Below are 11,897 nucleotides of genomic sequence, written 5' to 3' on the forward strand. Positions count from 1 at the left end.
CACAAACGAAAACGCCCGGCATGGCCGGGCGTCTTGCCGAAGCGGGGCGGATCAACTGGCGGGGGTGTCGCCGGCCTTGTTGGCGGTGCCCTTCACTTCTTCCTGCATGCGCGCCAGGCCCATGTGGCGCACGTCGGTGCCGCGCACCAGGTAGATCACCAGTTCGGCGATGTTGCGCGCGTGGTCGCCGATGCGCTCCAGGGAACGCAGGGCCCAGATGATGTTGAGCACGCGGCTGATGGCGCGCGGGTCTTCCATCATGTAGGTGACCAGCTCGCGCAGGGCGGTCTTGTACTCGCGGTCGATGGTCTTGTCGTACTGGGCGACCGACAGGGCCAGGTCGGCGTCGAAGCGGGCGAAGGCGTCCAGGGATTCCTGCACCATGCGGCGCACCTGGTCACCGATGTGGCGGACCTCGACATAGCCGCGCGGCGACACGCCCTCCTCGCAGAGCTGGATGGCGCGACGGGCGATCTTCGAGGCTTCGTCGCCGATGCGCTCAAGGTCGATCACCGACTTGGACACGCTGATGATCAGGCGCAGGTCGGAGGCCGCCGGCTGGCGACGGGCGAGGATGCGTACGCACTCCTCGTCGATGTTGCGCTCCATCTGGTTGATCTCGTCATCGATCTCGCGCACCTGCTGGGCCAGGCCCGAGTCGGCGTCGATCAGCGCGGTGACGGCGTCGTTGACCTGCTTTTCCACCAGGCCGCCCATCGCCAGGAGGTGGCTGCGCACTTCCTCCAGTTCGGCGTTGAACTGCTGGGAGATGTGATGGGTGAGGCTGTCTTTGTCGATCATGTTTTCGCTCCGCGAAAGCCGCAAGCTTCAAGCTGCAAGCTTCAAGTCGGTTGATTCGTGTCCCTGAGCTGACTTGCCGCTTGAAGCTTGCGGCTTGCAGCTGTCGCGTCCCACGCGACTAGCCATAGCGACCGGTGATGTAGTCCTCGGTCTGCTTCTTGGCCGGGTTGGTGAACAGGGTATCGGTATCGCCGAATTCGATCAGCTTGCCCATGTACATGAACGCCGTGTAGTCGGAGACGCGCGCGGCCTGCTGCATGTTGTGGGTGACGATGACGATGGTGTACTTGCTCTTGAGCTCGTAGATCAGCTCTTCCACCTTGAGGGTGGAGATCGGGTCCAGGGCCGAGCAGGGCTCGTCGAGCAGCAGCACTTCGGGTTCGACCGCGATGGTGCGGGCGATGACCAGGCGCTGTTGCTGGCCGCCGGAGAGGCCGAGGGCGGATTCGTGCAGGCGGTCCTTGACCTCCTCCCACAGTGCCGCGCCCTTGAGGGCCCATTCGACGGCTTCGTCGAGCACGCGCTTCTTGTTGATGCCCTGGATGCGCAGGCCGTAGACGACGTTCTCGTAGATGCTCTTGGGGAAGGGGTTGGGCTTCTGGAACACCATGCCGACGCGGCGGCGCAGTTCGGCCACTTCCTCGCCCTTGCGGTAGATGTTGTTGCCGTCGAGGCGGATCTCGCCCTCGACGCGGCAGCCGTCCACCAGGTCGTTCATGCGGTTGAAGCAGCGCAGCAGCGTGGACTTGCCGCAGCCGGACGGGCCGATGAAGGCGGTCACGCGCTGTTTCGGGATGTTCATCTGCACGTCGTACAGCGCCTGCTTCTCGCCGTAGAACAGGTTCAGGCCCGGCACTTCGAGGGCAACCGTTTCCTGCGCCAGGCTCAGGCTCTGCTTGCTGCGGCCGAGGGCGGAGATGTTGACGCCGTGGCTGTGGCTTTCGTGTTGCATGGTTTCACTCCGTTCGTAGCGCCAGGCTACAAGCTTCAAGTTTCAAGCGGAGCGGCGTGCTGCACGCCGCTCGGGGCTGACTCAGTTATCCAGCGCCTTGTACTTCTCGCGCAGGTGGTTGCGGATCGCCACGGCCGAGAGGTTCAGCAGCGCGATCACCAGCACCAGCAACAGCGCGGTGGCGTACACCAGCGGACGGGCGGCCTCGACGTTGGGGCTCTGGAAGCCGACGTCGTAGATGTGGAAGCCCAGGTGCATGATCTTCTGGTCCAGGTGCAGGTACGGGTAGTTGCCGTCCACCGGCAGGCTCGGAGCCAGCTTCACCACGCCCACCAGCATCAGCGGCGCCACTTCGCCGGCGGCACGGGCCACGGCGAGGATCAGGCCGGTCATCATGGCCGGGCTGGCCATCGGCAGGACGATCTTCCACAGGGTCTCGGCCTTGGTCGCGCCAAGGGCCAGGGAGCCTTCGCGAACCGCGCGGGGGATGCGCGCCAGGCCTTCCTCGGTGGCCACGATCACCACCGGCACCGCGAGGATGGCCAGGGTCAGCGAGGCCCACAGCAGGCCCGGGGTGCCGAAGGTCGGCGCCGGGGCGGCCTCGGGGAAGAACAGGCGGTCGATGGAGCCGCCCAGCACGTAGACGAAGAAGCCCAGGCCGAACACGCCGTAGACGATGGCCGGGACACCGGCCAGGTTGTTCACGGCGATGCGGATGATGCGGGTCAGCAGGCCCTGCTTGGCGTATTCGCGCAGGTAGATGGCCGCCACCACGCCGAAGGGGGTGACGATCACGGCCATGATGAGGGTCATCATCACGGTGCCGAAGATGGCCGGGAAGATGCCGCCCTCGGTGTTGGCTTCACGCGGGTCGTCGGCGAGGAACTCCCACAGCTTGGCGAAGTAGAAGCCGATCTTCTGGAACAGGCCCATCGAGTTGGGCTGATAGGCATGCACCACCTTGCCCAGGGAGATCTCCTGCTCCTGGCCACCGGCCTCGCGGACCACCACGCTGTCGCGGTTGAAGGCTTCGTGCAGGCCGCCCAGTTGCGCTTCGAGGCCCTTGTAGCGGGCTTCCAGCTCGGCGCGCGCGGCAGCCAGGTCGGCCTGCGCGGCGGCGTCCAGCTTGCCGTCCAGCTCCAGCTTGCGGCCTTCCAGGCGCAGGCGCTCGAGGCCGTGGTTGATGGCGCCGATGTCCTTCTTCTCCAGCTTGTAGAGCTGGGCGTAGAGGTCGTCGACGCGCTTCAGGCGCTTCTGCAGCTCGGCCATGGCGGCCTCGCCTTCGGCGACGACCTGGCCGTTCTCCTTCACGCTCACCAGGCGACCGTAGAAGTTGCCCCACTCGCGGCGCTCCATGGCGACCAGCTCGGCGGGTTTCTTCTGGTCCTGCAGCCATTCGCCCACCACCCAGGTGAAGTCGCTGCCGTACACCTCGCGGTTGCCCACCTTGACCAGCTCGCGGGTCATGAACTCGGGGCCTTCCTCGGGCACCGGCAGGCCGGCACCCTTCAGGCGCGCGCGGGAGACTTCCTCGATCTGCACCGCTTCGCCGATCAGCGCCTTGGACGCCTGGCCCGGAACGCTGTACTGGGCTTCGATCAGGTCGGCCGGCCAGAAGTGGCCGAGGCCGCGCACGGCGATCACCGACAGCAGGCCGATGGTCATGATGACGGCGATGGATACCGCGCCACCGCTCATCCACACACCTGGCGCGCCGCTTTTGAACCAGTATTTGAGGGAAACCTGTTTCACGGAATTCTCCACCTTAAAGCGAGGCGTATTTCTTGCGCAGGCGCTGACGGATCAGCTCTGCCAGGGTGTTCATGACGAAGGTGAACATCAGCAGCACCAGGGCCGCGAGGAACAGCACGCGGTAGTGCGAGCCGCCCACCTCGGATTCCGGCATCTCCACCGCGACGTTGGCCGCCAGGGTGCGCATGCCTTCGAAGATGTTCACTTCCATCACCGGGGTGTTGCCGGTGGCCATCAGCACGATCATGGTCTCGCCCACCGCACGGCCGAGGCCGATCATCAGCGCGGAGAAGATGCCCGGGCTGGCGGTGAGGATCACCACGCGGGTCAGCGTCTGCCAGGGCGTGGCACCCAGGGCCAGGGAGCCGTAGGTGAGGCTGCGCGGCACGCTGAAGATGGCGTCCTCGGCGATGGAGAAGATGTTCGGGATCACCGCGAAGCCCATGGCCAGGCCGACGATCAGGGCGTTGCGCTGGTCGTAGGTGATGCCTAAGTCATTGCTGATCCACAGGCGCATGTCGCCCCCGAAGAACCAGGCTTCCAGCAGCGGGCTCATGCCCAGGGCGAACCAGCCCACCAGCAGCACCACGGGGATCAGGATCGCCGCTTCGAAGCCGTCCGGCACGCGCAGGCGGATCGACTCGGGCAGGCGGCTCCAGAGGAAGCCGGCGAGCAGGATGCCGATCGGCGTGAGCAGCAGCAGGCTGAAGATGCCCGGCAGGTGCCCCTCGACGTAGGGCGCCAGGAACAGGCCGGCGAAGAAGCCGAGGATCACCGTCGGCAGCGCTTCCATCAGCTCGATCACCGGCTTGACCTTGCGGCGCATGCTCGGCGCCATGAAGTAGGCGGTGTAGATGGCGGCGGCGATGGCCAGCGGGGCGGCCAGCAGCATGGCGTAGAAGGCGGCCTTGAGGGTGCCGAAGGTCAGCGGCGCCAGGCTCAGCTTGGGTTCGAAGTCGGTGTTGGCGGCGGTGGATTGCCAGACGTACTTGGGTGCGTCGTAGCTTTCGTACCAGACCTTGCCCCACAGCGCGCTCCAGGAGACTTCCGGGTGCGGGTTGCGCAGGCTGAAGGGCAGCAGCTGGCCGCCTTCCTCGATCACCACGCGGTTGGCGCGGGGCGAGAAGGCCATCAGGCCGGCGCCGTCGGTGACCTGCTCGATCAGCAGGGTGCGCTCGGCGGTGCTGTGGAAGACGCCGAGCTTGCCGCTGGCATCCAGGGCGAGGAAGCCCTTGCGACGCTCCTCGGGGGCGATCTGCACCACCGGCGCCTGGCCCAGCTGGAAGCTGCGGATGTGGGTCAGGCGGGCTTCGCCGTCGGCGCCACGGACCATGAACCACTGGCTCACGTCGCCCTTGGAGTCACCGATCATCAGGGAGATGCCACCCAGCAGCAGGTTGCTGGAGGACACTTCGCGATCACCTTCCTCGAACAGCTTGTAGCGGCCGTTGAGGCTCTTGTCGTGCAGGCTGAAGACATCCACCTGGGCACGACCGTTGACCACGTACAGCCACTGCTGGCGCGGGTCGACGTAGATGGCCTTGATCGGCTCGGTCATCTGCGGCAGGGCGATGGCGTTCTGCTCGACCGTGGTCTCGCCGGTCATCATGTTTTCTTCGCTGACCAGTTCCTGCACGTGCAACTGGTTGCCGGTGGAGCCGGCCAGCAGCAGGGTCTCGTCGTTGTGGTTGACCGCCACGTGCTCCAGCGCGCCGCCGTCCTGGTTCAGCACCAGGGGCTTGTCGCCGTAGGGGAAGTCGATCTGCGGGGTGATGACCCGCTTGTTGTCCGGGTAGGTCACCGCATAGCTGTGCTTGAACAGCAGCACCTGGCCATTGGAGAGGCCCAGGGCCACCAGCGGGCTGCCGGGCTGGTCCTGGCCGATGGACACCACGCTCGCGCCGGCAGGCAGCGGCAGCGGGGTGCGCTTGAGCTCGGCGCCGTCCTTGGTGGCGAAGAACACCGCTTCGCCCTTGTCGGAAATGCGCATGCCGACCTGGTTCTGCTCCTCGATGGTCAGCAGCAGCGCCTTGCCGGCGTCCTGCTGGAGCCAGGCGGGGCTCTGCACCTTCTTCGCGGTCAGCTCGGCACCCTGGAACAGGGGCAGCACCACGTAGGCGAGGTAGAAGAAGATCAGGGTGATGGCCGCGAGCACAGCCAGGCCGCCCACCAGTACGTACCAGCGGGTCAGGTTGTCTTTCAGCGCACGGATGCGACGCTTGCGCTGCAGCGCCGGCGTATTGAAGTCGATGCGCTCGGGGGGATTCGTCGAGGTCATGGGGGAACTGGCCAGGTCATTCATGGGCACACCCTAAAGCCTTCGTATGACAGAAAGATTACAGCGAGGTGACGCAACGAGGCCCACCCTGGGCATGCTGCCGGGGGCGGGCCTCCATGGCGGGGGTCTCCCGCCATCGTCGCGTCCTTGCGGGGCGGCCTGCGAAGCGGCCGCCCCCTTCATCTGTCCTGGATTACAGGCCCAGATCCTTCAGTGCTTTTTCAGCGACCTTGGCCGGCAGCGGGATGTAGCCATCCTTCACCACGACCTGCTGGCCTTGTTGCGACAGGACCAGCTTCACGAACTCGGCTTCCAGCGGGGCCAGAGGCTTGTTCGGGGCCTTGTTGACGTAGACGTAGAGGAAGCGGGACAGCGGGTAGCTGCCGTTCAGGGCGTTCTGCTCGTTGTCTTCGACGAACTCGCCGCCTTCCTTCTTGGCCAGGGCGACGGTCTTCACGCTGGACGTCTTGTAGCCGATGCCCGAGTAGCCGATGCCGTTGAGGGACTGGCTGATGGACTGCACGACGGAAGCCGAACCCGGCTGCTCGTTGACGTTGGCCTTGAAGTCGCCTTTGCACAGGGCTTCTTCCTTGAAGTAGCCGTAGGTGCCGGATACCGAGTTGCGGCCGAACAGCTGGATCGGCTTCTCGGCCAGGTCGCCGGTCACGCCCAGTTCGCCCCAGGTCTTGATGTTGCTCTTGCCACCGCACAGGCGGTTGGCGGAGAAGATGGCGTCGACCTGCTGCATGGTCAGGCCTTTGATGGGGTTGTCCTTGTGCACGAAGATCGCCAGGGCGTCGACGGCGACCGGGACGGCGGTCGGCTTGTAGCCGTACTTCTGTTCGAAGGCCTGCAGCTCGACGTCCTTCATCTTGCGGCTCATCGGGCCCAGGTTGGCGGTGCCTTCGGTCAGAGCCGGCGGCGCGGTGGAGGAACCGGCGGCCTGGATCTGGATGTTCACGTTCGGGTATTCGCGCTTGTAGGCTTCGGCCCACAGGGTCATCAGGTTGGCCAGGGTGTCCGAACCGACGCTGGAGAGGTTGCCGGATACGCCAGTGGTCTTGGTGTAGGACGGGATGGACGGGTCGACAGCGGCAACCGCGCTGGCGGTCGCAACGCCGGCGGCGACGAAAGTCAGGGCCGCCATCAAACGCTTCAGTTTCATGCCTTGCTCCTAGCAAAGGATCGGGTTGGATGAATCGGGGGCCAGTATCTGCAGGCCGTATGAACACTCTATGAACCGAATATGACAATTGGATGAATGGCCATCATGACGGTCCAAACCTGCTTGAATGAGCCCGCACCCCTAGGAGAACGACCATGCACCCCCTACGACTGATGCCCCTGGCGGTCCTCCTCGCCGCCTGCACGGCCTGCGGCGACAAGGCCACCCTCGAGGTGAGCGACGGCACCGGCGCCAACCCCAGGCTGCCGCCGCCGAACAAGACCCTGCTGCCCACGGTGAACGTGGCCCCGGCCAAGGGCTGGGCCGAAGGCGGCCTGCCGACCGCCACCACCGGTACGCAGGTGAAGGCCTTCGCCGAAGGCCTGGACCACCCGCGCTGGCTCTACCTGCTGCCCAATGGCGACGTGCTGGTGGCCGAGAGCAACGCCCCGGCCTCCGATGGCGGCTTCAGCCTCAAGGGCTGGATCGCCGGCAAGGTCATGGAGAAGGCCGGCGCCCGCACCCCCAGCGCCGACCGCATCACCCTGCTGCGCGACACCGACGGCGACGGCGTGGCCGACCTGAAGACGCCCTTCCTGGAAAACCTCCACTCGCCCTTCGGCATGGCCCTGGTGGGCGGGGACTTCTACATCGCCAACGCCGACGCCCTGGTGCGCGTGCCCTACCAGGAAGGCCAGACGCGCATCGACGCCACGCCGCAGAAGGTCACCGACCTGCCGGCGGGCATCAACCACCACTGGACCAAGAACGTCATCGCCAGCCCCGACGGCACCAAGCTCTACGTCACCGTCGGCTCCAACAGCAATGTCGGCGAGAACGGCCTGGAGATGGAGCAAGGCCGCGCGGCGATCTGGGAAGTGGACCGCGCCAGCGGCACCAAGCGCCTGTTCGCCAGCGGCCTGCGCAACCCCAACGGCCTGGCCTGGGAGCCGGAGACCGGCGCACTGTGGACGGCGGTGAACGAGCGCGACGAGATCGGCAGCGACCTGGTGCCCGACTACATCACCTCGGTGAAGGACGGTGGCTTCTACGGCTGGCCCTGGAGCTACTACGGCCAGCACGTCGACGAGCGCGTCGAGCCGGCCAACCCGGATATGGTCGCCAGGGCCCTGGTGCCCGACTACGCCCTGGGCCCGCACACCGCCTCCCTCGGCATCGCCTTCGGCCGCGGCAGCGCGCTGGCGGACTTCCAGAACGGCCTGTTCGTCGGCCAGCACGGCTCGTGGAACCGCGAACCGCACAGCGGCTACAAGGTGATCTTCGTGCCCTTCAAGGACGGCAAGCCCAATGGCCAGCCGGTGGACGTGCTCACCGGCTTCCTCGATGCCGACGGCAACGCCCGGGGCCGCCCGGTGGACGTCATGCTCGACGCTCGCGGCGCCCTGCTGGTGACCGACGACGTGGGCAACAAGGTCTGGCGGGTGACCTCCACCGCCCAGTGATGGCCAGGCCAGCCCCGCCGAGCTTCACCCCTGTAGGAGCGAGCTCTGCTCGCGAAGTGCTCCCTGCAGGGGCATGGCGCCCATCGCCGCAGCGCATAGAGCCGGTCCGTAGGATGCGGTGAGCTCAGCGAACCGCATCGATGCCCCGTACGTGGCGGCCATGTAGGGTGGGCCGGGCGGCGTTCCGCTTCAGCCCACCAGCGGGGGTCAGCGTGGGCTGAAGCCCACCCTAGGGGAATGCCCCAGCACGAAGTGCTCCTGCAGGGGCATGGCGCCCATCACCGCAGCGCCATGCCCTTGATCAGCGCTTCTTGCCGATCAGGTACAGACCAATGACCATCGCCAACCCGCACAGCGCCGCCACGTAATAGGCCGGGCCCAGCGGGTCCCACTTCATCAGCAGCGAGACGATCATCGGCGTCAGCCCACCGAAGATGGCGTAGGCCAGGTTGTAGGAGAAGGACAGGCCGGAGAAGCGCACCACCGGAGGGAAGGCCTTGACCATCACATAGGGCACCGCGCCGATGGTGCCGACGAACAGGCCGGTCAGCGCATAGAGCGGGAACAGCCAGTCCGGGTGCGCCTTGAGGCTGGTGTAGAAGGTCCAGGAACTGGCCGCCAGCAACAGCCCGCCCACCAGGAAGGTACGGCCCGCGCCGAAGCGGTCGGCGATGGCACCGGAGGCGACGCAGCCGACCGTCAGGCAGACGATCGCCAGGCTGTTGGCCTTGAGCGCGGTGGCGGCCGCGAAGCCGTACACGGTCTGCAGCACGGTGGGGGTCATGAGGATGACCACGACTATGCCCGCCGACAGCACCCAGGTCAGCAGCATGCTGATGGCGATGGCGCCACGGTGCTCGCGCAGCACAGCCTTGAGCGGCACCTCCTCGGCCAGCGCCTTGCGCTGCTGCAACTCGGCGAACACCGGCGTCTCGTGCAGCCAGCGGCGCAGGTAGACGGAGAACAGGCCGAACACGCCACCCACCAGGAAGGGCACGCGCCAGGCCCAGGCCTGCACCTCTTCCGGGGTGTAGAGGGTGTTGATCAGGGTCGCCATCAGCGAGCCCAGCAGGATGCCGAAGGTCAGCCCCGACGTCAGGGTGCCGCACGCGTAGCCGATGTGCCGGGTCGGTACGTGCTCGGCGACGAACACCCAGGCACCGGGCACCTCGCCACCGATGGCGGCGCCCTGGATCACCCGCAGCAACAGCAGGGCCAGCGGCGCCCAGATGCCGATCTGCGCGTAGGTCGGCAGCAGGCCCATGATCAGCGTCGGCACCGCCATCAGGAAGATGCTCAGGGTGAACATGCGCTTGCGCCCCAGCAGGTCGCCGAAATGCGCCATGACGATGCCGCCCAGGGGCCGCGCCAGGTAACCGGCCGCGAAGATGCCGAAGGTCTGCAACTGGCGCAGCCACTCGGGCATCTCGGCGGGGAAGAACAGCTTGCCGACCACCGCCGCGAAGAATACGAAGATGATGAAATCGTAGAACTCGAGGGCACCGCCCAGGGCGGACAGGGAGAGGGTCTTGTAGTCGCTGCGGGTCAACGGCCGCGCGGGGGCCTCGGAGGCGGTAACGGTGGACATGGAAGGTCTCTTGTCAGTGCAGGCAGGGCATGCCCCGCCGCTGCGTTGGCGGCGGGCCGGTCCGCAAAATAGCAAAAAGCCGCCGGGCGCACACAATCTCTGACGTATGGGTGGTCAAAAGCGAAACCCGGCGGTCGTCGCCCGACGCGGCGAGCTATATACTGCGCGCTGTTGCGCGCGGGCGACATGCAGTGGGTCGGCGGGCGCAGGGGGAACTTTGCAGGGCACCTTGTCCTTCCCCGTCCATAGAAGCCATCCAGAGCAGCACAGGGGCAGAGGCACCCCAGGCATGATCGAGATCGAAGAAGAAGAAAACCTGACTCCCCAGGGCGACCTGGCCTTGCAGATCACCGCGCTACCGCGCGAAACCAACGGTTTCGGCGACATCTACGGCGGCTGGCTGGTCTCGCAGATGGACCTCGCCGGCACGGCCATGGCCAGCAAGGTCGCCGGCGGCCGCATCGCCACCGTCGCCATCGACCGCATGGCGTTCCTCGTCCCGGTGGCCGTGGGCGCCCAGCTCTCCTTCTATACCCAGGCACTGGAGATCGGCCGCAGTTCGATCCAGATGCTGGTCGAGGTATGGAGCGACGACCCGCTCTCCAGTGAATGGCGCAAGGTCACCGAAGCGGTGTTCGTCTTCGTCGCCATCGACGGCAGCGGTCGCACCCGCCCCGTTCCGCCGCGCCGCGGCTGAGCAGCACGAGGGGCGCCGCAGCCGCGAACGCCCCTTCTTCCTGATTTTGCTCACGCATTCGCCGGTTTCGGGGGAACCCCGCCGGCCCGCCCCTGCCCAATGGAGACGGCAAGCAGCCACAGGCCCAGGAGCCCCCGGATGAACAGCGAAAGCAAGGTTCCGCAGATCGAGCGGATCGAGATGGACGAACTGGCGTGCTGGCGCCTGCGCACCGCCGACGCGGAACTGCTGGTGGCCCAGCAGGGCGCCCAGGTGCTGGGCTACCAGCGCAACGGCGAAGAGCCGCTGATCTGGCTCAGCGAGCAGGCGGCGTTCAAGCGCGGCCAGTCGGTGCGCGGTGGCGTGCCGGTGTGCTGGCCCTGGTTCGGCGACCTGCGGCGCAACCCCCTGGACGTGCAGGCCCACTACCCGGCGGACAGCGAGGCCCCGGCCCACGGCGGCGTGCGCAGCCTCGACTGGGAACTCGAAAGCGTCGAGGCCCTGGAGGGCGCGGCACGCCTGGTGCTGTCCTGGGACAGCCGCCGCTCGCCCCTGCCCGGCTGGAACGGCGACGCCGAGCTGCGCCTGGAGATCCGCCTCGACCAGCGCCTGCACCTTAAACTGGAAACCCGCAACCGCGGCACCGCGCCCCTGGCCCTGACCCAGGCGCTGCACAGCTACTTCGCCATCGGCGATATCCACCAGGCCCATGTGGAAGGCCTGGACGGCTGCGACTACATCGAGACCCTGGAAGGCTGGGAGCGCCGCGTCCAGCAAGGCGATGTCGGCTTCGCCGGCGAGACCGACCGCATCTACCTGGGCACCCCGTCCCGCCTGGCCATCCGCGACCAGGCCTGGCAGCGCCGGGTGCTGATCGAAGCCAGCGACTCCGCCTCGGCAGTGGTGTGGAACCCCTGGATCGACAAGGCCGCCCGTCTCTCCCAGTTCGCCGACGACGCCTGGCAGCGCATGCTCTGCATCGAAACCGCCCGCGTGCTGGACGACGCCCTGCTGTTGCAACCCGGCGCCAGTCACAGCATGGCCGTCAGCCTTTGGAGCGAAGCGCTTGGCGACTAAAGTCGCCCCTACACAGGCTCGGACATGACCGTTGTGTAGATACCGTCTTGATTCCTAGTGAGCAAGGGCCAGTTTTGCGTCAAATGGCCGGCCCGATTTCAAGACGCCATAGGCGATGTTCAGCAGCTTGCGCATCGCTGCGCAG

9 protein-coding genes are annotated in these 11,897 nt (G+C 66.6%); 3 read left to right on the forward strand and 6 right to left on the reverse strand.

From position 1 onward, the window contains the following. Positions 1-51 precede the first annotated feature (51 nt). The 5 genes from phoU to WFQ67_RS29870 all read right to left on the reverse strand — a co-directional run bounded on the left by phoU (position 52) and on the right by WFQ67_RS29870 (position 6,948). Complete coding sequence (phoU, locus tag WFQ67_RS29850; protein WP_173178196.1) at positions 52-801, reverse strand: phosphate signaling complex protein PhoU; 750 nt, start codon at positions 799-801, stop codon at positions 52-54. Positions 802-919: 118 nt separating this feature from the next. Then, positions 920-1,753 (reverse strand): phosphate ABC transporter ATP-binding protein PstB, encoded by an 834-nt coding sequence (gene pstB, locus WFQ67_RS29855; RefSeq protein ID WP_213627303.1) that lies wholly within the window; start codon positions 1,751-1,753, stop codon positions 920-922. Positions 1,754-1,834: 81 nt separating this feature from the next. Next, positions 1,835-3,451, reverse strand: coding sequence for a phosphate ABC transporter permease PstA (pstA, locus tag WFQ67_RS29860; protein ID WP_337058973.1), 1,617 nt, complete (start codon positions 3,449-3,451; stop codon positions 1,835-1,837). A 67-nt stretch (positions 3,452-3,518) separates the two neighbouring features. Next, positions 3,519-5,807, reverse strand: coding sequence for an ABC transporter permease subunit (locus tag WFQ67_RS29865; RefSeq protein WP_244862958.1), 2,289 nt, complete (start codon positions 5,805-5,807; stop codon positions 3,519-3,521). 169 nt (positions 5,808-5,976) lie between these two features. Continuing rightward, on the reverse strand, positions 5,977-6,948 hold the full coding sequence (locus tag WFQ67_RS29870) for a phosphate ABC transporter substrate-binding protein PstS (protein WP_111263322.1): 972 nt from the start codon (positions 6,946-6,948) through the stop codon (positions 5,977-5,979). Positions 6,949-7,103: 155 nt separating this feature from the next. Here WFQ67_RS29870 and WFQ67_RS29875 point away from each other — a divergent pair, with 155 nt between their 5' ends. Beyond that, positions 7,104-8,411: a PQQ-dependent sugar dehydrogenase gene (locus tag WFQ67_RS29875; RefSeq protein ID WP_337058971.1), complete on the forward strand. Its 1,308-nt coding sequence runs from the start codon at positions 7,104-7,106 to the stop codon at positions 8,409-8,411. Between the two features lie 301 nt (positions 8,412-8,712). Here WFQ67_RS29875 and WFQ67_RS29880 read toward each other — a convergent pair whose 3' ends face one another. Further along, on the reverse strand, positions 8,713-9,999 hold the full coding sequence (locus WFQ67_RS29880; RefSeq protein WP_213627309.1) for an MFS transporter: 1,287 nt from the start codon (positions 9,997-9,999) through the stop codon (positions 8,713-8,715). Positions 10,000-10,288: 289 nt separating this feature from the next. On the opposite strand from WFQ67_RS29880, the gene WFQ67_RS29885 reads away from it, so the two are divergent. Next, on the forward strand, positions 10,289-10,696 hold the full coding sequence (locus tag WFQ67_RS29885; RefSeq protein WP_213627311.1) for an acyl-CoA thioesterase: 408 nt from the start codon (positions 10,289-10,291) through the stop codon (positions 10,694-10,696). 138 nt (positions 10,697-10,834) lie between these two features. Then, positions 10,835-11,752 (forward strand): D-hexose-6-phosphate mutarotase, encoded by a 918-nt coding sequence (locus WFQ67_RS29890; RefSeq protein ID WP_213627313.1) that lies wholly within the window; start codon positions 10,835-10,837, stop codon positions 11,750-11,752. Positions 11,753-11,897 lie beyond the last annotated feature (145 nt).

The sequence above is a fragment of the Pseudomonas sp. USHLN015 genome, assembly GCF_037153275.1.
GTDB lineage: Bacteria > Pseudomonadota > Gammaproteobacteria > Pseudomonadales > Pseudomonadaceae > Metapseudomonas > Metapseudomonas tohonis.

Excerpts from the sequence above, each read along its gene's own strand:
- WFQ67_RS29880 (WP_213627309.1), bottom strand. The coding sequence starts at position 9,999 with ATGTCCACCGTTACCGCCTCCGAGGCCCCCGCGCGGCCGTTGACCCGC.
- phoU (WP_173178196.1), bottom strand. The coding sequence starts at position 801 with ATGATCGACAAAGACAGCCTCACCCATCACATCTCCCAGCAGTTCAAC.
- WFQ67_RS29885 (WP_213627311.1), top strand. The coding sequence starts at position 10,289 with ATGATCGAGATCGAAGAAGAAGAAAACCTGACTCCCCAGGGCGACCTG.
- WFQ67_RS29875 (WP_337058971.1), top strand. The coding sequence starts at position 7,104 with ATGCACCCCCTACGACTGATGCCCCTGGCGGTCCTCCTCGCCGCCTGC.
- WFQ67_RS29870 (WP_111263322.1), bottom strand. The coding sequence starts at position 6,948 with ATGAAACTGAAGCGTTTGATGGCGGCCCTGACTTTCGTCGCCGCCGGC.
- pstB (WP_213627303.1), bottom strand. The coding sequence starts at position 1,753 with ATGCAACACGAAAGCCACAGCCACGGCGTCAACATCTCCGCCCTCGGC.
- pstA (WP_337058973.1), bottom strand. The coding sequence starts at position 3,451 with ATGAGCGGTGGCGCGGTATCCATCGCCGTCATCATGACCATCGGCCTG.
- WFQ67_RS29890 (WP_213627313.1), top strand. The coding sequence starts at position 10,835 with ATGAACAGCGAAAGCAAGGTTCCGCAGATCGAGCGGATCGAGATGGAC.
- WFQ67_RS29865 (WP_244862958.1), bottom strand. The coding sequence starts at position 5,807 with ATGAATGACCTGGCCAGTTCCCCCATGACCTCGACGAATCCCCCCGAG.